Below are 22014 nucleotides of genomic sequence, written 5' to 3'. Positions count from 1 at the left end.
TCAGAAATCCTTGCACAAGCGCAGGGCGTCATAGATGGCGGCGTGGGTATTGCGCTGGGCCACACAGTCACCAATGCGGAACAGCAAGTACCCCTCGCCCGCTTCGCTCAAGCAGGGCTGCGGCTTGATCGCAAACAAGGCTTCAACGTCGATCTGGCCCTTGTTGCGCGAACCTTCCTTGAGCCCGTAGTAAATGGCCTCGTCCGGACGCACGCCGTTCTCCACCACCACCTGGTCGACCACCCGCTCCTCTTTGGCGCCGGTGTATTCGTTCTCCAGCACGGCCACCAGCTTGTCGCCCTCGCGGTAGACCTTTTCCAGCATCATGTCGCCGGTCATGATCACTTCCTTGGGGTACATGCTGCGGTAGTACGTGGGGAACGACGTACCGCCGATCGCCACGCCCGGCTTGATGTCGTCGGTGACGATTTCCACCTGGCTGCCTTTGTCGGCCAAGAAGTCGGCCACCGACATGCCGGTGAATTCACAGATGGTGTCGTACACCAGCACGTTCTTGCCCGGCGCCACCTTGCCGTCGAGCACGTCCCAACTGCTCACCACCAAGCCTTCGGCGGCGCCCCAGTGTTCGTTCTGCTCGATGAACGGATGACCGCCCACCGCCAGCACCACCACGTCCGGACGCACGTCCAGGATGGTCTCGGCATCGGCTGCAACACCCAGGCGCAGGTCGACTTTCAAGCGCGCCAGTTCCAGTTGATACCAACGGGTGATACCGGCGATCTGGTCACGCTGCGGCGCTTTCGACGCGGTGGTGATTTGCCCGCCGATAAACTCTTTTTTCTCGAACAGCGTCACGTCGTGGCCACGTTCAGCCGCCACGCGCGCGGCTTCCATCCCGGCCGGGCCGGCGCCCACCACAACCACCTTGCGCTTGGGCCCGGTGGACTTCTCGATGATGTGCGGCACGCCCATGTATTCACGGGAGGTCGCGGCGTTCTGGATGCACAGCACATCCAGGCCCTGGTACTGGCGGTCGATGCAGTAGTTGGCGCCCACGCACTGCTTGATCTGGTCGATCTGGCCCATCTTGATCTTGGCGATCAGGTGCGGGTCGGCAATGTGCGCACGGGTCATGCCGACCATGTCCACATAGCCGCCTTCCAGAATGCGCGTGGCCTGGTTCGGGTCCTTGATGTTCTGCGCGTGCAGCACCGGCACCTTGACCACTTCCTTGATGCCGGCCGCCAGGTGCAGGAACGGCTCCGGCGGGTAGCTCATGTTCGGGATGACGTTGGCCAGGGTGTTGTGGGTGTCGCAACCCGAGCCCACCACACCGATGAAATCGAGCATGCCAGTGTCGTCGTAGTACTTGGCGATTTGCTTCATGTCCTCGTGGGACAAGCCGTCCGGGTGGAACTCGTCGCCGCACAGGCGCATGCCCACGCAGAAGTCGTCACCCACCTCTGCACGCACGGCCTTCAACACTTCCAGGCCGAACTTCATGCGGCCCTCGAAAGTGCCGCCCCATTCGTCGGTACGCTTGTTGACCCGCGGGCTCCAGAACTGGTCGATCATGTGCTGGTGCACGGCCGACAATTCCACCCCGTCCAGGCCACCGGCCTTGGCCCGGCGCGCAGCCTGGGCGTAGTTGCCAATCACGCGCCAGATCTCTTCCGGCTCGATGGTCTTGCAGGTGGCACGGTGCACCGGCTCACGCACGCCGGACGGCGACATCAGGGTCGGCCAGTTGAAGCCGTCCCACCGCGAGCGCCGGCCCATGTGGGTAATCTGGATCATGATCTTGGCGCCATGCTTGTGCATGGCATCGGCCAGGTTCTGGAAGTGCGGGATGATGCGGTCGGTGGACAGGTTCACCGACGCCCACCATTCCTGCGGGCTGTCGATGGCCACCACCGAGGAGCCGCCGCAGATCGCCAGGCCAATACCGCCCTTGGCTTTCTCTTCGTAGTACTTCACATAGCGGTCGGTGGTCATGCCGCCGTCGGTGGCATACACCTCGGCATGCGCAGTGCTGAGCACCCGGTTGCGGATGGTCAGTTTGCCGATCTGGATCGGCTGGAACATTGCTTCGAAAGCCATGGCACGGTCCTCGGCTTACAACGGTTTGACGGTGAACAAACCATCATCGTGGCCCTCTTCGGAGCCTCCGTAGACTTGTTCGGCGACAGTGCGGATCTTGCTGCCACGCGCTTGCAGGATCTGGTCCATGGCGCCGGCAAACCAGCCGGTGAACATGTAGTCCACCTTGCGACCGACCTTGCCGTACACATAGACGAACGCCGAGTGTTCCAGCTTGACGCTGGCGGTGCCTTTGTCCAGGTCGATGTCCTGGATCTTGAACAGGCCCCAACCGCGTTGCGACAGGCGCTTCATGTAGTGTTCGAACACCGCAACGCCTTCCAGGCCGTGGCATTCAGCTTCTTTTTCACACCAGTGCCAAGCGGACTTGTAGCCAGCCTTGTAGAGGATCTCGGCGTAGGCGTCAGCGCCCAGCACTTCTTCGATGCCCATATGGTTGTTGACGAAGAAATGGCGTGGCACGTACAGCATCGGCAGGGCGTCGGAGGTCCAGACACCGGTTTCGCTGTCGACTTCGATAGGCAATTGCGGGGCGATCTTGGCCATGGAAACTTAACTCCAGAAAATTCGTTTTGATGCCCGCCGCGCGGATGGCGGCGGGTGAAGGATTAAGCGAGCAGTGGCTTATTCGCCCCAGACGTCCTTGAGTACGTTGACCCAGTTCTCGCCCATGATCTTGCGCACCACGCGCTCGCTGTGGCCGCGCTTGAGCAGGGTCTCGGTGAGGTTGGGGAACTCGCCCACGGTGCGGATGCCCAGCGGGTTGATGATCTTGCCGAAGCTGGTCAGGCGGCGGGCGTAACCCTTGTCATGGGTGAGCATTTCGAAGAAATCCTGGCCATGGCCCTGGGTGAAGTCGGTGCCGATGCCGATCGCGTCTTCGCCGACGATGTTCATGGTGTATTCGATGGCTTCGGCGTAGTCGTCGATGGTCGAGTCGATGCCCTTGGCAAGGAACGGCGCAAACATGGTCACGCCGACAAAACCGCCATGGTCGGCGATGAACTTCAGCTCTTCATCGGACTTGTTGCGCGGGTGCTCTTTAAGCCCGGACGGCAGGCAGTGGGAGTAGCACACCGGCTTTTTCGATTCGAGGATGACCTCTTCGCTGGTCTTGGAGCCGACGTGGGACAGGTCGCACATGATGCCGACGCGGTTCATCTCGCCGACGATCTCACGCCCGAAACCCGAGAGGCCGCCATCGCGCTCATAGCAACCGGTGCCCACCAGGTTCTGGGTGTTGTAGCACATCTGCACCACGCCCACGCCGAGCTGCTTGAAGATCTCGACATAGCCGAGCTGGTCCTCAAAGGCATGGGCATTCTGGAAGCCGAAGATGATGCCGGTCTTGCCCTGCTCCTTGGCGCGGCGGATGTCGGCGGTGGTTTTCACCGGGATCACCAGGTCGCTGTTTTCGCGGATCAGGGTCTGGCTGGCAACGATGTTGTTGATCGTGGCCTGGAAGCCTTCCCACACCGACACCGTGCAATTGGCGGCGGTGAGGCCACCTTTGCGCATGTCTTCGAACAGGTCGCGGTTCCACTTGGCAATAATCAGACCGTCGATAACGATGCTGTCGGCGTGCAACTCGGCTGGGCTCATCAGGCGTCCCCTTATTGGCGATTCATGCGCCGAATCGTCTGCCGGCGCTTTGGGGCCAGCATATGCCCAGGCACCGACGGAGCCGGGTGCAAAAACGACAGGGGAATTGCCGAAAGCGTCAATCCGCGACAAAGGCTGCGAAGACAGGCCCCACGGTCGGCTGTTCTTTGTCTTACGCTTGAGCCAGAATTCCTCATCACCTGATATGAGACGGCGCAATGAAATCGATTTTCCTGGCTTTGGCACTCATCGCAACCACCGCCCACGCGGCCGAAGACCCCGACAGCACGCCGTGCGACGGTATCGAGAACGACCAGCAAACCCTGGAATGCGCCACCTACAACAAAACCACCGCCGAGCAATTGCTCAAGGATAACTATCAGGGGTTGCTGGAGCGCATGGGTTCGACCTACGGCAGCGACAAGACCAAACTGGCGGACATTACCGCCCGTCTGAAGGATGCCCAGCAAAAATGGGAAAAACTGCGCGACGCCGATTGTGCAGTGGACACCTTCCCGGCGGTAACCGGCACCAAGGCCTATGCCATTGCGCACAACGACTGCCTGGCGCGGATGAGTGATGAGCGGTCGGAGTTTTTGGAGTCGATTGGCCAGGAATAAGCGACAATCGCGCCACTTTCTCTTTTGATCAAGGCTACTCATGACTCTCTGCGGCATCGAAATCAAAGGCAGCGAAGCCATCATCGCCGTCGCCTCCCTGGACAACCAGGCGCTGACCCACGTCGCCCTGGCCACCAAGAAAATCGCCCTCGACGATGACGACGAAGCGGCCAACGTCAAAGCCTTTGCCGCCCAGGCAAAAGCATTCGTCCAGGCCAACGGCATCACGCGCATTGCCATTAAGAAGCGCAGCAAAAAAGGCGAGTTCGCCGGTGGCCCGACGACGTTCAAGATTGAAGGGGTGTTTCAGTTGCTGGATGGGGTGGAGGTGACGCTGCTGTCGCCGCAGACCATCAATGCACAGAACAAGAAGCACACCTTTGATCTGCCCGCGACGCTCAACAAGTATCAGCACGAGGCCTATAAAACAGCCTGCTCAGGCCTGATGAAGAAATAACTGCGCGTCAGCTTTTGACGCAGTGCTCCAGGCCGTGCCCGCCGCCTTCGTATTCTGGGCCGTAGTAATACTTGACGAAGGACACCTTGCCTTCTGGGGTAGGTGTTACTTGGGCGACACCCACACCAAAGTCTTTCAAGGCAGGGTCGGTGTGGGCGAAGTAGATACCCAGGGTATCGGCAGTCCCGGCGGCCATGCCTTCATAGCGGGACTTGTCTTCCAGGGTCAGAGTGAAGGTGTAGGCCGCATATTTGCCAGTGCTTTGCTTGGCGTCGAGTTTCATGTCGACAACGCCTTTGAAGTTGCCGATATGTTTGTCCTGGCCAGTGCACTCATAACGCCCGCTGTAATCGGCGCCCGTGAAAGGCGCTGGCGCCTGGGCGGCCCACACTGGGGTGGACGCGAGTGCGATCAGAGTGATTAGTTTTTTCAGCATGCCAACCTCTTATGGTTACGTAAGGAACCCTTTGAACGTTAGCAGTCCGTTTCCAGTAATCGCCCGCAACCTTGCAAAACAAGAATATTCCCACACCACCACATGCGCTTCCTGACACCACACTACTTACCAATGTAGGAGCTGGCTTGCCTGCGATGGCGGCGGGTCAGCACTGCATAGGCCAACTGATACATCGCAATCGCAGGCAAGCCAGCTCCCACCTTGAATCTGCACCAACGCTTAAACCACCTCCCGTCGCCGGTCCTCCCTAGGGCATTTGGCGAACCTGGCTCGATAACTTCGCGTGAAATACGACGGTGACTCAAACCCGCACGCAATACTCACTTCCAGCACGCTCATGTCGCTCTGGCGCAGCAGTTTGCGGGCTTTTTCCAGGCGCAGGCCAAGGTAGAAGTTACTGGGGGTGTCGTTGAGGTGCAGGCGAAACAGCCGCTCCAGTTGGCGTCGGGTGACCTTGATTGTTTCGGCCAGGGCCAAGGTGCTCAGGGGCGGTTCGGTGTGCTGTTCCATTTCGCCGATCACGTGCACCAGCTTCTTGTTATTGATGCCGTAGCGCGTGGCGATCTGCATGCGCTGGTGGTCTTTGCGCGGGCGGATGCGGCTTAGTACGAATTGCTCGGAAACCTGGATAGCCAGCTCCGGGCCGTGGGCCTGGGCGATGAGGTCGAGCATCAGGTCGATGGAGGCCGTGCCGCCGGCGCAGGTGATGCGGCGCCGGTCGATTTCGAACAGTTCCTGGGTCACGCTCAGGTGCGGATAGGCTTCCTTGAAGGCGTCGATGGCTTCCCAGTGCAAGGTCAAGCGGTGGCCGTCGAGCAGGCCCGCCTCGGCCAGCACGCAGGCGCCGGTGTCGATGGCGCCGAGGGTCACACCCTCATGGTCGAGGCGGCGCAGCCAATGCTCCAGGGCGGGCGTGGCGAACTGCAGGGGTTCGAAACCGGCCACCACCAGTAAAGTCGCGCCTTTTTTCAGCGGCTCAAGCGCGGCGTCGGCGTTGACCGACATACCGTTGCTCGCCAGCACCGCGCCGCCATCGGCACTCAAGATGTGCCAGCGGTACAGCTCGCCGCGAAAGCGGTTGGCCACCCGCAACGGTTCCAGTGCGGAGATAAAACCGAGGGCCGAGAAACCCGGCATCAGCAAGAAATAGACATCCTGGGACATGGTGGCGCTCTCGTCGGACGGGCAGCGTGGTCACTGTGATACGCCAGTTCAACCGGCCATTCAAGAGCACAGGTCGCTGCAGTGCAAGAGCGAGTCGCCGCCGTGCGCTTTGCGGGGCGCCAAGCTGCGTAACGTGATCCCACGGCGCACCAAGACGCCGGCACCCACAATAACGACCTGCCGAGGGCTACACCCATGAACCGACTGATCAGCCGCTGCGTACTTGCACTCAGCGCCAGCGCTATTTTGAGCACCCCTGTCATGGCAGCGGATGCCCCTGCTTGCCAGAACGTGCGCATGGGCGTGGTGAACTGGACCGACGTCATCGCCACCAGCGCCATGGCCCAGGTGCTGCTCGATGGCCTCGGCTACAAGACCAAACAAACCAGCGCCTCTCAGCAAATCATCTTTGCCGGCATCCGCGACCAGCGCCTGGACCTGTTTCTGGGTTACTGGAACCCGCTGATGACCCAGACCATCACGCCGTTCGTCGACGCCAAGCAAGTCAAAGTCCTCGACAAAGCCAGCCTGGAAGACGCCCGCGCCACCCTCGCAGTGCCGACTTACCTGGCCGACAAGGGCCTGAAAACCTTTGCCGACATCGCCAGGTTCGAGAAAGAGCTGGGCGGCAAGATTTATGGCATCGAGCCGGGCTCGGGCGCCAATACCCAGATCAAGGCGATGATCGCCAAGAACCAGTTCGGCCTGGGCAAGTTCCAGTTGGTGGAGTCCAGCGAAGCCGGCATGTTGGCGGCCGTGGACCGTGCCGTGCGCCGCAAGGAAGCCGTGGTGTTCTTTGGGTGGGCGCCGCACCCGATGAACGTCAATGTGGCGATGACTTACCTCTCCGGCAGCGAAGACGCCCTGGGCCCGAACGAAGGCATGGCCACCGTGTGGACCGTGACCGCGCCGGCCTACGCCGAACAGTGCCCCAACGTGCATAAGCTACTGACCAACCTGACATTCACTGCCGCCGACGAGAGCCGGATGATGCAGCCGCTGCTGGATCACAAGGACGCCTTGGAATCCGCACGGCAGTGGCTCAAGGATCACCCTCAAGACCGGCAGCGCTGGCTCGATGGCGTCACCACTTTCGACGGCAAACCTGCCGCGACCAACCTGCAACTGACCAGCAAATAACGTTTTGCGAACCACCGTTTCGCGGCCACTTGCGACCGCGAACGGCACCACCACGCCTGTAAGGAACCGCCTCATGAACCACGACGTCATCATCACCTGCGCACTCACCGGTGCTGGCGACACGACCGCCCGAAGCCCACACGTGCCGGTCACGCCCAAACAAATCGCCGCCGCCGCGGTAGAGGCCGCCAAAGCCGGCGCCACCGTGGTGCATTGCCATGTACGCGACCCGCAAACCGGCAAATTCAGCCGCGATGTAGCCCTGTACCGTGAAGTGATGGAGCGCATCCGCGAGGCCGACATCGACATCATCGTCAACCTCACCGCCGGCATGGGCGGCGACCTGGAGATCGGTGGCGGCGAGAATCCCATGGAGTTCGGGCCCAATACCGACCTGGTCGGCCCACTGACCCGCCTGGCCCACGTCGAAGAGCTGCTGCCGGAAATCTGCACCCTGGACTGCGGCACGCTGAACTTCGGTGATGGCGACACCATTTACGTGTCCACCCCGGCGCAACTGCGTGCCGGCGCCAAACGTATCCAGGAACTGGGCGTAAAGGCCGAGCTGGAGATTTTCGACACCGGCCACCTGTGGTTCGCCAAGCAGATGATCAAGGAAGGGTTGCTCGATAACCCGCTGTTCCAACTGTGCCTGGGCATTCCCTGGGGCGCACCGGCCGACACCACCACCATGAAAGCCATGGTCGACAACCTCCCCGCCGACGCGGTGTGGGCGGGCTTCGGCATTGGTCGCATGCAAATGCCGATGGCCGCGCAGGCGGTGCTGCTGGGCGGCAACGTACGGGTGGGCCTTGAGGACAACCTGTGGCTGGACAAGGGCGTGCTCGCCACCAATGGCCAGTTGGTGGAACGCGCCAGTGAAATTCTCAGCCGGTTAGGCGCACGGGTCCTGACCCCGGCCGAAGGCCGCATCAAGATGGGCCTGACCCAACGCGGCTAACACAGACACCACACAACCCTGTGGGAGCGGGCTTGCTCGCGAATGCGGTGGGTCAGTACCGAATGCACCCACTGGCACACCGCATTCGCGAGCAAGCCCGCTCCCACAGGGGATTACCGAACTTTTTAGGAATATGCCATGCGCTTTATCACCGACATCAAAACCTTCGCCGCGTTGGGCAGCGGCGTCATCGGCAGCGGCTGGGTGTCCCGTGCCCTTGCCCGTGGCCTGGATGTAGTCGCCTGGGACCCCGCGCCCGGTGCCGAGGCAGCCCTGCGCAAACGCGTCGCCAACGCCTGGACTGCCCTTGAACAACAGGGCCTGGCGCCCGGTGCCTCCCAAGACCGCCTGCGCTTTGTCACCACCATCGAAGACTGCGTGAAAGACGCCGACTTCATCCAGGAAAGCGCCCCGGAACGCCTGGAGCTGAAGCTGCAATTGCACAGCCAGATCAGCGCCTCGGCCAAGCCCAATGCCTTGATAGGTTCCAGCACCTCCGGGCTGTTGCCCAGCGAATTCTATGAAAGCTCCACCCACCCGGAACGCTGCGTGGTTGGCCACCCCTTCAACCCGGTCTACCTGTTGCCACTGGTAGAAGTGGTGGGCGGCAAAAACACCGCGCCAGAGGCGATCCGGGCAGCGATCAAGGTGTATGAATCCCTCGGCATGCGCCCGCTGCATGTACGCAAGGAAGTGCCGGGGTTTATTGCCGACCGCCTGCTGGAAGCGCTGTGGAGAGAGGCGCTGCACCTGGTCAATGACGGCGTGGCGACCACCGGCGAAATCGACGATGCCATTCGTTTTGGTGCCGGGTTGCGCTGGTCATTCATGGGTACCTTCCTCACTTACACCCTGGCGGGCGGCGATGCCGGCATGCGCCACTTCATGGCGCAGTTCGGCCCAGCGTTGCAGTTGCCGTGGACTTATCTACCAGCACCTGAACTGACTGAAAAATTGATTGATGATGTGGTCGACGGCACCGCCGATCAGTTAGGTAACCACAGCATTTCGGCGCTGGAGCGCTATCGTGATGACTGCCTGCTAGCGGTGCTGGAAGCCGTAAAAACAACCAAGGCCAAGCACGGCATGAACTTCGCCGAATAACCCTGTAGGAGCGAGCTTGCTCGCGAAGATCGCCAACGATAACGCGGGGCATCAGGTACCCCACGGCGATCTTGAGTTTTTCGCGAGCAAGCTCGCTCCTACACATTGGAATTCCTACCATGCCCGCACTGACCACCTACACCACGAAAATCCTGCCGGACTGGGTCGACTACAACGGCCATCTGCGTGACGCGTTCTACCTGCTGATCTTCAGCTACGCCACCGATGCGCTGATGGACACCCTGGGGCTGGACAGCGAAAACCGCGAAGCCAGCGGCCACTCGCTGTTCACCCTGGAGTTGCACCTGAACTACCTGCACGAGGTAAAGCTCGGCACCGAGGTTGAGGTGCATACCCAACTGATCGCCCACGACGCCAAGCGCCTGCATCTCTATCACAGCCTGCACCTTGTGGGCGAAGGGCGCGAGTTGGCCGGTAACGAGCAGATGCTGCTGCATGTCGACCTGGCCGGGCCGCAGTCGGCGCCGTTTGCCGGCGCCACCCTGGAAAAACTCACTGCCCTGAGCCAGGAACACGCCGACCTACCCCGGCCTGCCCTGCTCGGCCGGGTGATCGGGCTGCCCGCGCAAAAAAAAGCCCCAATCCAGCCGTGACGGGATCGGGGCAGAGTGCTTTGTGTGAGCCGTGCATTCGAGGGTGACCAAACCGTCAAGCTGCGTGCCTGGGGTCAGTGTGCCTGTTACGGGTCAGATCAAGTGACCCGAAAACGACCTGTTCATAGCCATACGAGCCATCGCTGGATTCTGCCCTTGCCGCCAGTCCTGGGGCCTACCAGAATCCAAGTCAATTCCCGCTCCCTACACCAGGATGACCGTCATGATGCACGCGGATTTGATTGACCAGGATGACCTGCTGGGCCAACTGCGCTCACTGGGTTTTGAAGTGTCCAGCGGCGCTACCGCCGAGCAGGCTTGCGAATGTGCGGTGCGCGGGTTGAGCGAAGCGCGGGCCAAGGCGCTCAAGGGCATGGTTGAAAAGATGTACAGCGGCAGTGCGACGATTTTGCCGGCGGTGAGGCAGGCGATCGACAAGCAATTGTTGCCTGCGCTGATGCAGTTCAAACAAAGCTCTGGCGCCTGAAATACATCCTCTGTAGGAGCGAGCTTGCTCGCGAAAATCGCCAATGATAACGCGGGGCGTCAGATACCCCACGGCGATCTTGGGTTTTTCGCGAGCGAGCTCGCTCCTACCATAAGGCAGCCTGGTGTCAGAGCCTTACGCTGGCAAACGTCGACTCGTTGCGCGCCTGGCTCAACGCCGACATCGGCCCCGACAACGGTGACAGCACCAGTGCCGGCGGAATCGGCATCATCGCCACTTGCTGGGTGGTGTTGGAGCCTACGCGCTCATCCCGAGGCGGAATGCCGAAGTACTCGCGGTAGCACTTGGAAAAGTGCGGCGTAGACACAAACCCGCACACCGAGGCGACTTCGATGATCGACATTGGCGTCTGCTTGAGCAGTTGCCGTGCGCGAATCAGGCGCAGCTTGAGGTAGTAGCGTGACGGCGAGCAGTGCAGGTATTTCTGGAACAGCCGCTCCAACTGCCGGCGCGACACGGCGACATACACCGCCAGTTCGTCCAGGTCGATCGGCTCTTCGAGGTTGGCTTCCATCAGCGCGACGATTTCCTGCAGTTTTGGCTGGTTGGTGCCGAGCATATGCTTGAGCGGCACACGCTGGTGATCCTGTTCGTTGCGGATGCGTTCGTACACGAACATCTCGGAGATGGCGGCGGACAATTCACGGCCGTGGTCGCGGCTGATCAGGTGCAGCATCATGTCCAGGGGCGCGGTGCCGCCGGAGCTGGTGAAGCGGTTCCGGTCGAGGGTGAACAGGCGCGTGCTCATGGCCACCCGCGGGAAGGCTTCCTGCATCGACGCCAGGCATTCCCAGTGCACGCTGCAATCAAAGCCGTCGAGCAAGCCGGCGCAGGCCAGGGCCCAGCTGCCGGTGCACACCGCGCCGAGGCGACGAGACTGGCGTGCCTGGCTTTGCAGCCACGACACATGCTCACGGGTGACGGTGCGCTGGATACCCACGCCGCCGCACACGATGACCGTGTCCAGGACGGGGGCTTTGTGCATGGAGGCATCGGGGGTGATTTGCAGGCCATCGCTGGCCCACACCTGGTTGCCGTCGACACTCAGCGTTGTCCAGCGATACAGCTCGCGGCCGGACAGCTGGTTGGCCATGCGCAGTGGCTCCACGGCTGACGCCAGGGAAATCAGCGTGAAATTGTCCAGCAGCAAAAAGCCGATGGATTGAGGCGCACGGTTCTGGGGTTGGGCCCCGGAGTTGGTCGACGTCATCGCAGTATCTCCTCACATCACACAAAGCAGGTGGTGGCCTCAGGCGAGGCTCTTGTTATTGCGCTCGTCCTGAAAAGGAGAGGCTTTGCAATTGATAGAGCAAATGCCATGCCTAAAATTGAATGGCTATTCAAGAACTCCTGAAAACGACCTGTTGATGCGTCTATACAAGCCCGCGCGTGAAGTGCGGGATATGACGCCTAACGGGCGGGGTTCAAGGGGTGTGAGCAGATCGGTAGCACTTGTGGGAAGGCGCTTTGCGGGCGTAGGAGAAGTCTGTCACCCAAAGCACATCAGGCGTGTGATCGTGTAGGAATCGTTCGGAAGCTACTTATCTATTTGCGACGCGCTAAAAGGTGGCGATTTTGGCTTAGGGTGTTCACTTTGTGAGCAGCGCTGGCTGAGCTACCGCATTCGCGAGCAAGCCCGCTCCCACATTTGACCGAGTACATCCTGACGAAATGCGGTCGAGTGTGGGAGCGGGCTTGCTCGCGAATGCAGGCAACTCGGTCTCAGCACTCGACCGCACTCACCGCCAACCCACCCCGCGATGTCTCTTTGTACTTGTCATGCATATCGGCCCCGGTATCACGCATGGTGCGGATCACCCGGTCCAACGAGATGAAGTGCTGGCCATCGCCACGCAACGCCATTTGCGCCGCGTTGATCGCCTTCACCGCCGCGATCGCATTGCGCTCGATACACGGCACTTGCACCAAACCGCCCACCGGGTCGCAGGTCAGGCCAAGGTTATGTTCCAAACCGATTTCGGCGGCGTTGCACAGTTGCTCCGGCGTGGCGCCGAGGATCTCCGCCAATCCGGCCGCAGCCATGGCGCACGCGGAACCGACCTCACCCTGGCAACCGACTTCGGCCCCCGAGATCGAGGCGTTCTTTTTACACAGGATGCCCACCGCCGCCGCGCCGAGCAGGTAGTCGACCACGTTGGCTTCGGTGACTTCTTCACTGAACTTCATAAAGTAGTGCAACACCGCCGGGATGATCCCCGCCGCGCCATTGGTAGGCGCCGTGACCATGCGCCCACCGGCGGCGTTTTCTTCGTTGACCGCCAGGGCGAACAGGTTGACCCATTCCATGGCGCTCAAGGTCGAGCCAATCACATTGGGCTTGTTCAGCTCCTGCAAGCTGCGGTGCAACTTGGCGGCGCGACGGCGCACGTTCAAGCCGCCAGGCAGGATGCCTTCGTGCTTGAGGCCCTGCTCCACGCAATCTTGCATGGCGCGCCAGAGCTTCATCAGGCCGCTGCGGATTTCTTCTTCGCTGCGCCAGGTTTTTTCATTCGCCAGCATCAGTTCGGCAACGCGCAGGTTGTGGGTCTTGCACAGCTGCAACAGCTCCACGGCACTGGAAAAGTCATAGGGCAGCTCGGTACGGTCCATGTCCGCCACACCACTTTGGGCCTGGGCTTCATCCACGACGAAACCGCCGCCCACCGAGTAATAGGTGTCGCGGTGCAACTCGCCGTTTTCGCCAAACACCACCAGGGTCATGGCGTTGGGATGAAACGGCAGGTTCTCATCGAGCAGGCGCATGTCCCGGGCCCACACAAACGGCACCGGCAACCGCCCGTCGAGCAGCAACGTGTCGGTTTCGCGCAAGGTGTGAATGCGGGCGCCGATTTGCGTGGGGTCGATTGCGTCCGGCCATTCGCCCATCAGGCCCATGATGGTGGCGGTGTCGCTGCCATGACCGATGCCGGTGGCCGACAACGAGCCGTACAGTTGCACTTCGACACGCTGCACCTGTTCCAGCCTCCCACGCTCACGCAACCCTTGAACGAATAACGCCGCGGCGCGCATGGGCCCCACGGTGTGCGAACTCGAAGGCCCGATGCCGATCTTGAACAGGTCGAAAACGCTGATAGCCATTAACGTGAAACTCCTCGATAAGCACGGGCCGGGCTTGAACGAGGTGCTACGCTCAGATCGCCCAGATGGCGGCATCATCAAGCTTTTATTCGTCATCACGGCGTCTCACACCGACGCACTCATGCTCACCAGCGGCGCTCGCGTGCGAACGCCAGTTTTGGCCGTTTTTTGCGGTGCAGAAGGGTAAAAACAGCAGTTTTACCTTCGGAAAAACCTGTAAGCGACGTCATCGGTACTGGATGCGACCCTCCCTGTACTGGATACGACGCCCCCTGTAGGCGTCAGATTTTCACTGGTACATGATCAGTCTCGACTCGTTTGCAAGGCACCGCGCCAGAGCTGTTGTCTCACGCTCCAACCGCAACACTTATAAAGCGCGGCGAATGCCGCCAGAAAAGACACAGGAGTCTACCCACATGAAAGGTTCACCCTCGTTGTTGTTGGCCGCCATGCTGAGTCTGCCAGTCGTGGCACACGCCGCAGAACCGGAACAGTGCAAGACCGTCAACTTCTCCGATGTCGGCTGGACCGACATCACCGTCACCACCGCGACCACCAGCGAGATCCTCAAGGGCCTGGGCTACAAGCCGCGCACCACGATGATTTCGGTACCGGTGACTTACAAGTCCCTGGCCGACGGCAAGAACATGGACATTTTCCTCGGCAACTGGATGCCGACCATGGAAAACGACATCAAGCAGTACCGTGATGCCGGCACCGTGGAAACCGTGCGCGCCAACCTGGAGAACGCCAAGTACACCCTGGCAGTCCCACAAGCGCTGTACGACAAGGGCCTGAAGGACTTCGCCGACATCGCCAAATTCAAGGATGAGCTGAACGGCAAGATCTATGGCATCGAGCCGGGCAACGATGGCAACCGCACCATCCAGACGCTGATCGACAAAGATGCCTTCGGCCTGAAAACCGCCGGCTTCAAGGTGGTTGAATCCAGCGAAGCCGGCATGCTCTCCCAGGTTGAGCGCGCCTCCAAGCGCGACCAGGCCATCGTGTTCCTCGGCTGGGAACCGCACCCGATGAACACTCGCTTCAAGATGAAGTACCTGACCGGTGGTGACGACTCGTTCGGCCCCAACTACGGCCAGGCCACCATCTACACCAACACCCGCAAAGGCTACACCCAGGAGTGCAGCAACGTTGGTCAGTTGCTGAAGAACCTGGTGTTCACCCTCGACATGGAAAGCACCCTGATGGGGAACGTCCTGGACGACAAGATGAAGGCCGATGCTGCCGCCAAGGCCTGGCTGCAGAAGAACCCGCAAGTGCTCGACACCTGGCTCGCCGGTGTCACCACCGTTGATGGCAAACCAGGGCTCGATGCCGTTAAAGCTTACCTCGCCAAATAGCACCCGCTGACCCCAGGCCGGTGCGCTGGCCTGGGATGTTTTCCCCTTCGCATGTGGACATTCACTACCATGCTGACTGAACAGAAAATCCCACTAGGCCAGTACATCGCTGCCTTCGTCGACTGGTTGACCCAACACGGGGCCAACTACTTCGACGCAATCGCATCGACCCTGGAAACGATGATCCACGGCGTGACGTTTGCGCTGACCTGGTTCAATCCACTGGCATTGATCGGTCTGATTGCGCTGCTGGCTCACTTTATTCAACGTAAATGGGGACTGACTGTTTTTGTCATCGCCTCCTTCCTGCTGATCCTCAACCTGGGGTACTGGCAGGAAACCATGGAAACCCTCGCGCAGGTGCTGTTCGCCACCCTGGTCTGCGTGGTCATCGGTGTGCCGCTGGGCATTGTTGCCGCGCATAAGCCGATGTTCTACACCATGATGCGGCCGGTACTCGATCTGATGCAGACCGTGCCGACCTTCGTCTACCTCATCCCTACCCTGACCCTCTTCGGGCTGGGTGTGGTGCCTGGGCTGATTTCCACGGTGGTGTTCGCGATTGCCGCGCCGATCCGCCTGACCTACCTGGGTATCCGTGATGTGCCGCAAGAGCTGATGGACGCCGGCAAAGCCTTTGGCTGCTCGCGCCGCCAGTTGCTCTCGCGCATTGAACTGCCCCACGCCATGCCGAGCATTGCCGCCGGCATTACCCAGTGCATCATGCTGTCGCTGTCGATGGTGGTGATCGCGGCCCTGGTGGGCGCTGATGGCCTCGGCAAGCCGGTGGTCAACGCACTCAACACCGCAGACATTGCCTTGGGCTTTGAAGCGGGCCTGGCCATTGTATTGCTCGCCATCATGCTCGACCGTATCTGCAAACAACCCGACGCTAAAGTAGGGGGTGATGCATGAGCATTATCCGATTCGACAATGTCGACGTGATCTTTTCCAAAGACCCACGCGAAGCGCTCAAGCTGCTGGACCAGGGCATGAGCCGTAACGAAATCCTGAAGAAGACCGGGCAGATTGTCGGCGTTGAAAAGGCCAGCCTGGACATCGAGAAAGGCGAGATCTGTGTGCTGATGGGCCTCTCGGGCTCAGGCAAGTCCAGCTTGCTGCGCTGCATCAACGGCCTCAATACCGTCAGCCGTGGCCAGCTGTTTGTGGAGCATGAAGGTCGCCAGATCGACATCGCCTCCTGCACCCCCGCCGAACTGAAAATGATGCGCACCAAACGCATCGCCATGGTGTTCCAGAAGTTTGCCCTGATGCCCTGGCTGACGGTGCGCGAGAACATCAGCTTCGGCCTGGAGATGCAGGGCCGCCCAGAGAAAGAACGGCGCACGCTGGTGGACGAAAAGCTCGAACTGGTAGGCCTGAGCCAATGGCGCAACAAGAAGCCCGACGAGTTGTCCGGCGGCATGCAGCAGCGCGTCGGCCTGGCCCGCGCCCTGGCGATGGACGCCGATATCCTGCTGATGGACGAACCCTTCTCGGCCCTCGACCCGCTGATCCGCCAAGGCTTACAAGATGAACTGCTCGAACTGCAACGCAAGTTGAGCAAGACCATCGTGTTCGTCAGCCACGACCTGGACGAAGCACTCAAACTCGGTAGCCGTATCGCGATCATGAAAGACGGCAAGATCATCCAGTACAGCGTGCCGGAAGAGATTGTGCTGAACCCGGCGGATGACTATGTGCGCACCTTCGTCGCCCATACCAACCCGCTGAACGTGCTGTGCGGGCGCAGCCTGATGCGCACCCTGGATAACTGCACGCGTGTGAATGGTTCAGTGTGCCTTGATCCGGGTGGCGACTCCTGGCTGGACCTGGCCGAAGGCAACACCATCCAGGGCGCACGCCAGAATGGCGTGACGATGAACCTGCAAAACTGGGCGCCAGGGCAGGCCGTGGAAGGCTTGGGCCGCGTACCGACGCTGGTGGACTCGAACATCGGCATGCGCGATGCGTTGCAGATTCGCTACCAGACAGGCAACAAGCTGGTGCTGCACGACAACAACAAGGTGGTGGGGATTTTGGGAGACAGTGAGCTCTACCATGCCCTGCTGGGCAAGAACCTGGGCTAAGCCGCACCGCAGAGCAAATGTGGGAGCGGGCTTGCTCGCGAATGCGGTGTGTCAGTGAGTACATCTATTACTGATCCACCGCATTCGCGAGCAAGCCCGCTCCCACATTTTGATCTGCTTTCACATTAGCTAAGCGGCGCCAGTTAAGGCGCCGCCAGCTCAACTATCAGCTATAGACCCGGCCAAGGAGCTGCCGATGGCTTTCAAACTGATCGAGCACATCCCGGGTGATCTGCTCTTGGGTGAAGCCCATCAGGTCATACTCCTGAGGCCCGTTGTGCAGGTACACCTCAGCACGGTAGTAACGAGTGCGCTCTTCTTCAGGCAGGTCAGCGGGTGCTGCCGAGTAGCCATCCAGGCTCACTTCGTAGACAAACGGGTTGCCTTCGTCCATCTCGATTCGCACGCCGATGCAGCGCTTGGATTTGCCCAGCAAGGTCTGCACTTCCAGGCCCTGATCACGCAACGCACTCGCGGCTTCTTCCAACGCCGGCGTTACGTGCTTGTCCATAAAGCGCTGCACGGTGGCCTGGCTCGGTTGCAGGTCCAGGGCAGTCAAACGCTCGCTGAAACCACGACGCCCGCGTTCAGCCAATTGCGCCTGCTCCTGTTCGATGGCCACGTCTTGGCGCATGGCCTTGTGCAAACCGAACATAAAGAACACCAGCACCACCGAGAACGGCAGCCCCGCCAACACCACCATGGTTTGCATGGCTTCGAAGTTACCGGCAAACAGCAGGCCGATGGTCACCAGGGTGATCACCGCCGACCAGAAGATACGCAACCAGTGCGGCGCATCTTCATCCACATTACCGCCTTTGCAGGAAAGGTTGGCCATCATCACCGCGCCGGAATCCGCAGGCGTCAGGAACAGCACGAAGCCCACGAAGATCGACACGCCGATCACCACTTTCGACGCCGGGTAATGCTCAAGCAGTTGGTAGATGGCCATGGACGGTTGCTCCAGCGCCGTCTTGCCCAACTCCACCGCCCCGTGGTTCAGCACCAGGTCCAGGGCCGAGTTGCCGAAGATCGACAGCCACGCCAGGGTAAAGCCCAGCGGGATCAGCAATACGCCAGCCACCAGTTCACGCACGGTACGCCCACGGGAAATACGCGCGATGAACATGCCTACAAATGGCGCCCAGGAAATCCACCAGGCCCAGTAAAACAGGGTCCACAGGCCCATCCAGCGTTCGGTCTTGGCACCGTCGCCTTCGTACACATACAGGTCGAAGGTTTTGAGCACGATACCGTTGAGGTAATCACCGGTGTTCTGCACCAGGCCATTGAGCAGGTGCAAGGTAGGGCCGAACAACAGCACAAAGATCAGCAAACCGCTGAACAGCACGATGTTGAGGTTGGAGAGGCGGCGAATACCGTTTTCCACACCCGACACGGCGGCAATGGTCGCCACGGTGCTCATCACGATGATCACGATCAGCAAATTGGTATTGCTGTGCTCCATGCCGAACAGGTTTTCCAGCCCCGACGACACTTGCATCGAGCCGATCCCCAGGTTGGTCACCAGGCCCAGCAGGGTCACGAACATGCCGAAACCGTCTACCGCATGGCCGGCCGCGCCCTTCACCCAACGCTCGCCCACCAGCGGGTACAGCGCCGAACGCAAGGCCAGCGGCTGGTTGTGACGATAAGCAAAGTACGCCACGGCCAGGCCCACCAGCGCATAGATCGCCCAGCCGTGCAGGCCCCAGTGCAGGAAGGTCAGTTGCAGCGCCTGGCGTGCCGCGCCATTGCTGGCGGCAGCGCCTTCGGGCGGGTTGAAGTAGTGGTCCAACGGCTCGGACGCACCGAAATACAACAGCGAGATGCCGATACCCGACGAGAACAACATGCCGGCCCAGGCGCCGTAGCTGAAGTCTGGGGTATCGTCCTTCGCACCCAGCTTAAGTTTCCCATAGGACGAAAACGCCAGGCCGACCACAAACACCAGGTAGGCGGCGATGACCACCATGTAGTACCAGCCAAAGCTTTTCGACAGCCAGGCCTGTGCTACGCCGAGCAGGCGCCCGGCCTCCTGCGGGGCGACGATCAGAATGGCGGTCAACAATAAAATCAGCGCGGTGGAGGTGTAGAACACCCAACCGTTGACCCGGACCTTTTCCGGTGGGGTCTTTATAAGAGAGGCAGAACTCATGGCGCAGATGCTCCAGGCAGTGCGAAAGAGAAACACAAGGCAACGGTTATCCCGGGACATCGATTTTTCGGCAGTCGACGGACGGGTGTTATAAAGACACCCCGAAAATTCTTGAGCCCGCCAAGGCGGTGATCAGGCTCTGAAGTGGCCTGTTTCAAGGGTTTTTGCAGGTGTCGAAGGTTGCAGCTCGCAGGTAGGAAACATCTGTAGGCAGCGACCATTTGTCGCAGATCTTATTCTTTGTTGATTGAACGTTCAATCAAAACAAAATAGACTGGCCCTCAAGCCGACGGACGTGGATCGCCCATCGGCAGGCCTAAGGAGAGGTGCTACATGCCCAAGGTCGGTATGCAACCCATACGCCGCCAGCAGTTGATCGAAGCCACATTGACGGCCATCGATCGGGTCGGGATGGGAGATGCCAGCATTGCGTTGATCGCCCGTCTGGCCGGCGTCTCGAACGGCATCATCAGCCACTACTTTCAGGACAAGAACGGCCTGATCGCAGCGACGATGCGCTACCTGATGAATGCGCTGATCGAGAACGTGCAAGAACGCAGGCGTGCCTTGAAGGATGACAGCCCACGGGCGCACCTTCAGGTGATCATCGAAGGCAACTTCGACGCCAGCCAGGTCAACGGCCCGGCAATGAAAACCTGGCTGGCCTTCTGGGCCACCAGCATGCACCACCCGTCATTGCACAGGTTGCAGCGGATCAACGATCAACGTCTGTATTCCAACCTGTGCTGCCAGTTCCGCCGAGTGCTGCCGCTGCCGCACGCACGCAAAGCAGCCCGAGGTCTGGCGGCTCTGATCGACGGTTTGTGGTTGCGCGGCGCCCTGTCGGGAGACGCTTTCGACACGGCGCAGGCGCAACGGATCGCTTACGAATACATGGATTTCCAATTGGCCAAGCAGGTGAGTTAGAGCACACATAACCGCTCAACCCCTGAACTGCTGCCGCTCAGTGTTGCCACACCCTTATGGCCCACTGTTCGGCGGTTAACGCCAACCACTTATGCACTTGCGAGGACTTTATGGCCCGTTTCGACCTGCAAAAACTCTACATTGACGGCGGCTACAGCGACGCTGGCAGCGATGCCACCTTCGAAGCCATCAACCCGGCTAACGGTGAAGTTCTCGCCCAAGTGCAACGCGCCACCTTCGATGACGTTGAACGTGCCGTGGTCAGCGCTGAAAAAGGCCAGAAAATCTGGGCCGCCATGACCGCCATGGAGCGTTCGCGCATCCTGCGTCGTGCCGTGGACATCCTGCGCGAGCGCAACGATGAACTGGCCGCCCTGGAAACCCTGGACACCGGTAAAGCCTTCTCTGAAACCAAGTACGTCGACATCGTCACCGGTGCTGACGTGCTGGAATACTACGCTGGCCTGGTGCCCGCCATCGAAGGCGAGCAGATCCCCCTGCGCGACACCTCGTTTGTCTACACCCGCCGCGAGCCGCTGGGCGTGGTTGCCGGTATCGGCGCGTGGAACTACCCGATCCAGATCGCCCTGTGGAAATCCGCACCAGCCCTGGCTGCCGGTAACGCGATGATCTTCAAGCCAAGCGAAGTCACCTCGCTGACCACCCTGAAACTGGCCGAGATCTACACCGAGGCTGGCGTTCCAGCGGGCGTGTTCAACGTACTGACCGGCAGCGGCCGTGAAGTCGGCACCTGGCTGACCGAGCACCCGCGCATCGAAAAAGTCTCCTTCACCGGCGGCACCGACACCGGCAAGAAAGTCATGGCCAGCGCGTCGAGCTCCTCGCTCAAAGACGTGACCATGGAACTGGGCGGCAAGTCCCCGCTGATCATTTTCGACGACGCCGACCTCGACCGCGCCGCCGATACCGCCATGATGGCCAACTTCTACAGCTCCGGTCAGGTCTGCACCAACGGCACCCGCGTGTTCGTGCCCAAGCACCTGCAAGCCGCGTTCGAAGCCAAGATCGTTGAGCGTGTTGCGCGTATTCGCATCGGCAACCCGGAAGACGAAAACACCAACTTCGGCCCGATGGTCAGCTTCGCCCACATGGAAAGCGTGCTGGGCTACATCGCCAAAGGTAAAGAACAAGGCGCCCGCCTGTTGTGCGGCGGCGATCGTCTGACTGACGGCGACTTCGCCAAAGGCGCCTTCGTGGCCCCGACCGTGTTCACCGACTGCACCGACGACATGGTGATCGTGCGTGAAGAAATCTTTGGCCCGGTGATGAGCATCCTCACCTATGAAACCGAAGAAGAAGTGATCCGTCGCGCCAACGACACCGACTTCGGCCTGGCCGCTGGCCTGGTCACCCGCGACCTGAACCGCGCCCACCGCGTGATTCATCAACTGGAAGCCGGTATCTGCTGGATCAACGCTTGGGGCGAGTCCGACGCGAAAATGCCGGTCGGTGGCTACAAGCAGTCGGGTGTGGGCCGTGAGAACGGCATCAGCTCGCTGAACAACTTCACCCGCATCAAATCGGTACAGGTTGAATTGGGCGATTACGCCTCGGTGTTCTAACACCAGCGAGTCTTGTATTGCCCGTGAGGCCATCGCGGCGGTGCGACGACTCGACAAGCCCGGCGCCCACATTTGCTCTGTGTGAACCCGATCAAATGTGGGAGC

The 22014-nt window shown here is 60.5% G+C and carries 20 protein-coding genes; 12 read left to right on the top strand and 8 right to left on the bottom strand.

Features of this window, described 5'->3' with window-relative positions; genetic code table 11:
* From dgcA to A7K61_RS05130, 3 genes are all read right to left on the bottom strand, one after another.
* Nucleotides 1-2061: a dimethylglycine demethylation protein DgcA gene (dgcA, locus tag A7K61_RS05140; RefSeq protein ID WP_032894946.1), complete on the bottom strand. Its 2061-nt coding sequence runs from the start codon at nucleotides 2059-2061 to the stop codon at nucleotides 1-3.
* Between the two features lie 15 nt (nucleotides 2062-2076).
* On the bottom strand, nucleotides 2077-2607 hold the full coding sequence (locus tag A7K61_RS05135; protein WP_008033249.1) for a DUF5943 domain-containing protein: 531 nt from the start codon (nucleotides 2605-2607) through the stop codon (nucleotides 2077-2079).
* 78 nt (nucleotides 2608-2685) lie between these two features.
* On the bottom strand, nucleotides 2686-3663 hold the full coding sequence (locus A7K61_RS05130) for a dipeptidase (RefSeq protein ID WP_014720245.1): 978 nt from the start codon (nucleotides 3661-3663) through the stop codon (nucleotides 2686-2688).
* A 218-nt stretch (nucleotides 3664-3881) separates the two neighbouring features.
* Between A7K61_RS05130 and A7K61_RS05125 the strand changes: the two genes are divergently transcribed.
* Together A7K61_RS05125 and A7K61_RS05120 are read left to right on the top strand one after the other, a co-directional pair.
* Nucleotides 3882-4283: a lysozyme inhibitor LprI family protein gene (locus A7K61_RS05125; protein ID WP_044271826.1), complete on the top strand. Its 402-nt coding sequence runs from the start codon at nucleotides 3882-3884 to the stop codon at nucleotides 4281-4283.
* Nucleotides 4284-4323: 40 nt separating this feature from the next.
* Entirely contained in the window at nucleotides 4324-4740 is a 417-nt protein-coding gene (locus A7K61_RS05120; RefSeq protein ID WP_069557089.1) for a DUF3010 family protein, read from the top strand.
* A gap of 7 nt (nucleotides 4741-4747) precedes the next feature.
* Here the strand turns inward: A7K61_RS05120 and A7K61_RS05115 are convergent, their stop codons facing one another.
* Both A7K61_RS05115 and A7K61_RS05110 read right to left on the bottom strand, forming a co-directional pair.
* On the bottom strand, nucleotides 4748-5176 hold the full coding sequence (locus A7K61_RS05115; RefSeq protein WP_047711954.1) for a hypothetical protein: 429 nt from the start codon (nucleotides 5174-5176) through the stop codon (nucleotides 4748-4750).
* Between the two features lie 240 nt (nucleotides 5177-5416).
* Entirely contained in the window at nucleotides 5417-6361 is a 945-nt protein-coding gene (locus tag A7K61_RS05110; RefSeq protein WP_032894941.1) for a GlxA family transcriptional regulator, read from the bottom strand.
* Nucleotides 6362-6556: 195 nt separating this feature from the next.
* Here A7K61_RS05110 and A7K61_RS05105 point away from each other — a divergent pair, with 195 nt between their 5' ends.
* The 5 genes from A7K61_RS05105 to A7K61_RS05085 all read left to right on the top strand — a co-directional run bounded on the left by A7K61_RS05105 (nucleotide 6557) and on the right by A7K61_RS05085 (nucleotide 10667).
* The gene (locus A7K61_RS05105) at nucleotides 6557-7501 is read left to right on the top strand and encodes a choline ABC transporter substrate-binding protein (RefSeq protein WP_047711955.1); all 945 of its coding nucleotides are present in this window, start codon (nucleotides 6557-6559) and stop codon (nucleotides 7499-7501) included.
* Nucleotides 7502-7574: 73 nt separating this feature from the next.
* Entirely contained in the window at nucleotides 7575-8462 is an 888-nt protein-coding gene (locus A7K61_RS05100; RefSeq protein ID WP_044271833.1) for a 3-keto-5-aminohexanoate cleavage protein, read from the top strand.
* Nucleotides 8463-8600: 138 nt separating this feature from the next.
* Entirely contained in the window at nucleotides 8601-9566 is a 966-nt protein-coding gene (locus A7K61_RS05095) for an L-carnitine dehydrogenase (protein ID WP_069557088.1), read from the top strand.
* A gap of 119 nt (nucleotides 9567-9685) precedes the next feature.
* Entirely contained in the window at nucleotides 9686-10180 is a 495-nt protein-coding gene (locus A7K61_RS05090; RefSeq protein ID WP_069557087.1) for a thioesterase family protein, read from the top strand.
* A gap of 223 nt (nucleotides 10181-10403) precedes the next feature.
* Nucleotides 10404-10667 carry a hypothetical protein gene (locus tag A7K61_RS05085; protein ID WP_032894934.1) on the top strand — a complete coding sequence of 88 codons (264 nt, stop codon included), beginning with the start codon at nucleotides 10404-10406 and terminating at the stop codon, nucleotides 10665-10667.
* Between the two features lie 127 nt (nucleotides 10668-10794).
* Here A7K61_RS05085 and A7K61_RS05080 read toward each other — a convergent pair whose 3' ends face one another.
* The gene (locus A7K61_RS05080; protein WP_003194907.1) at nucleotides 10795-11898 is read right to left on the bottom strand and encodes a GlxA family transcriptional regulator; all 1104 of its coding nucleotides are present in this window, start codon (nucleotides 11896-11898) and stop codon (nucleotides 10795-10797) included.
* Between the two features lie 512 nt (nucleotides 11899-12410).
* A complete protein-coding gene (locus A7K61_RS05075; RefSeq protein ID WP_069557086.1) occupies nucleotides 12411-13787 on the bottom strand; it encodes an L-serine ammonia-lyase in 1377 nt (458 codons plus the stop codon).
* 416 nt (nucleotides 13788-14203) lie between these two features.
* Between A7K61_RS05075 and A7K61_RS05070 the strand changes: the two genes are divergently transcribed.
* From A7K61_RS05070 to choV, 3 genes are all read left to right on the top strand, one after another.
* The gene (locus tag A7K61_RS05070) at nucleotides 14204-15151 is read left to right on the top strand and encodes a choline ABC transporter substrate-binding protein (RefSeq protein ID WP_032894932.1); all 948 of its coding nucleotides are present in this window, start codon (nucleotides 14204-14206) and stop codon (nucleotides 15149-15151) included.
* A 69-nt stretch (nucleotides 15152-15220) separates the two neighbouring features.
* Nucleotides 15221-16066, top strand: a complete 846-nt coding sequence (gene choW, locus A7K61_RS05065) for a choline ABC transporter permease subunit (RefSeq protein ID WP_003194913.1) — start codon at nucleotides 15221-15223, stop codon at nucleotides 16064-16066.
* Nucleotides 16063-17241: a choline ABC transporter ATP-binding protein gene (gene choV / locus A7K61_RS05060; protein ID WP_032894931.1), complete on the top strand. Its 1179-nt coding sequence runs from the start codon at nucleotides 16063-16065 to the stop codon at nucleotides 17239-17241. The genes choW and choV overlap by 4 nt, the downstream gene beginning before the upstream one ends.
* Before the next feature lie 166 nt (nucleotides 17242-17407).
* On the opposite strand, the gene A7K61_RS05055 is transcribed toward choV, so the two are convergent.
* Nucleotides 17408-19342 (bottom strand): BCCT family transporter, encoded by a 1935-nt coding sequence (locus A7K61_RS05055; RefSeq protein WP_235369397.1) that lies wholly within the window; start codon nucleotides 19340-19342, stop codon nucleotides 17408-17410.
* 390 nt (nucleotides 19343-19732) lie between these two features.
* On the opposite strand from A7K61_RS05055, the gene betI reads away from it, so the two are divergent.
* Both betI and betB read left to right on the top strand, forming a co-directional pair.
* Entirely contained in the window at nucleotides 19733-20326 is a 594-nt protein-coding gene (betI, locus tag A7K61_RS05050) for a transcriptional regulator BetI (protein WP_044271839.1), read from the top strand.
* A gap of 110 nt (nucleotides 20327-20436) precedes the next feature.
* Nucleotides 20437-21909 carry a betaine-aldehyde dehydrogenase gene (betB, locus tag A7K61_RS05045; protein WP_069557085.1) on the top strand — a complete coding sequence of 491 codons (1473 nt, stop codon included), beginning with the start codon at nucleotides 20437-20439 and terminating at the stop codon, nucleotides 21907-21909.
* Nucleotides 21910-22014: the final 105 nt, after the last annotated feature.

The organism is Pseudomonas sp. AP42 (assembly GCF_001728935.1).
GTDB classification, from domain to species: Bacteria; Pseudomonadota; Gammaproteobacteria; order Pseudomonadales; family Pseudomonadaceae; genus Aquipseudomonas; species Aquipseudomonas lactis.
The sequence above is the reverse complement of the archived record's forward strand: the minus strand, read 5'-3'. Positions and strand labels throughout refer to the sequence as shown.

Excerpts from the sequence above, each read along its gene's own strand:
- A7K61_RS05080 (WP_003194907.1), bottom strand. The coding sequence starts at position 11,898 with ATGACGTCGACCAACTCCGGGGCCCAACCCCAGAACCGTGCGCCTCAA.
- A7K61_RS05070 (WP_032894932.1), top strand. The coding sequence starts at position 14,204 with ATGAAAGGTTCACCCTCGTTGTTGTTGGCCGCCATGCTGAGTCTGCCA.
- dgcA (WP_032894946.1), bottom strand. The coding sequence starts at position 2,061 with ATGGCTTTCGAAGCAATGTTCCAGCCGATCCAGATCGGCAAACTGACC.
- A7K61_RS05085 (WP_032894934.1), top strand. The coding sequence starts at position 10,404 with ATGATGCACGCGGATTTGATTGACCAGGATGACCTGCTGGGCCAACTG.
- A7K61_RS05090 (WP_069557087.1), top strand. The coding sequence starts at position 9,686 with ATGCCCGCACTGACCACCTACACCACGAAAATCCTGCCGGACTGGGTC.
- A7K61_RS05100 (WP_044271833.1), top strand. The coding sequence starts at position 7,575 with ATGAACCACGACGTCATCATCACCTGCGCACTCACCGGTGCTGGCGAC.
- A7K61_RS05135 (WP_008033249.1), bottom strand. The coding sequence starts at position 2,607 with ATGGCCAAGATCGCCCCGCAATTGCCTATCGAAGTCGACAGCGAAACC.
- A7K61_RS05110 (WP_032894941.1), bottom strand. The coding sequence starts at position 6,361 with ATGTCCCAGGATGTCTATTTCTTGCTGATGCCGGGTTTCTCGGCCCTC.
- A7K61_RS05095 (WP_069557088.1), top strand. The coding sequence starts at position 8,601 with ATGCGCTTTATCACCGACATCAAAACCTTCGCCGCGTTGGGCAGCGGC.
- A7K61_RS05125 (WP_044271826.1), top strand. The coding sequence starts at position 3,882 with ATGAAATCGATTTTCCTGGCTTTGGCACTCATCGCAACCACCGCCCAC.
- A7K61_RS05075 (WP_069557086.1), bottom strand. The coding sequence starts at position 13,787 with ATGGCTATCAGCGTTTTCGACCTGTTCAAGATCGGCATCGGGCCTTCG.
- choV (WP_032894931.1), top strand. The coding sequence starts at position 16,063 with ATGAGCATTATCCGATTCGACAATGTCGACGTGATCTTTTCCAAAGAC.
- A7K61_RS05105 (WP_047711955.1), top strand. The coding sequence starts at position 6,557 with ATGAACCGACTGATCAGCCGCTGCGTACTTGCACTCAGCGCCAGCGCT.
- A7K61_RS05130 (WP_014720245.1), bottom strand. The coding sequence starts at position 3,663 with ATGAGCCCAGCCGAGTTGCACGCCGACAGCATCGTTATCGACGGTCTG.
- betI (WP_044271839.1), top strand. The coding sequence starts at position 19,733 with ATGCCCAAGGTCGGTATGCAACCCATACGCCGCCAGCAGTTGATCGAA.
- A7K61_RS05115 (WP_047711954.1), bottom strand. The coding sequence starts at position 5,176 with ATGCTGAAAAAACTAATCACTCTGATCGCACTCGCGTCCACCCCAGTG.
- betB (WP_069557085.1), top strand. The coding sequence starts at position 20,437 with ATGGCCCGTTTCGACCTGCAAAAACTCTACATTGACGGCGGCTACAGC.
- choW (WP_003194913.1), top strand. The coding sequence starts at position 15,221 with ATGCTGACTGAACAGAAAATCCCACTAGGCCAGTACATCGCTGCCTTC.
- A7K61_RS05120 (WP_069557089.1), top strand. The coding sequence starts at position 4,324 with ATGACTCTCTGCGGCATCGAAATCAAAGGCAGCGAAGCCATCATCGCC.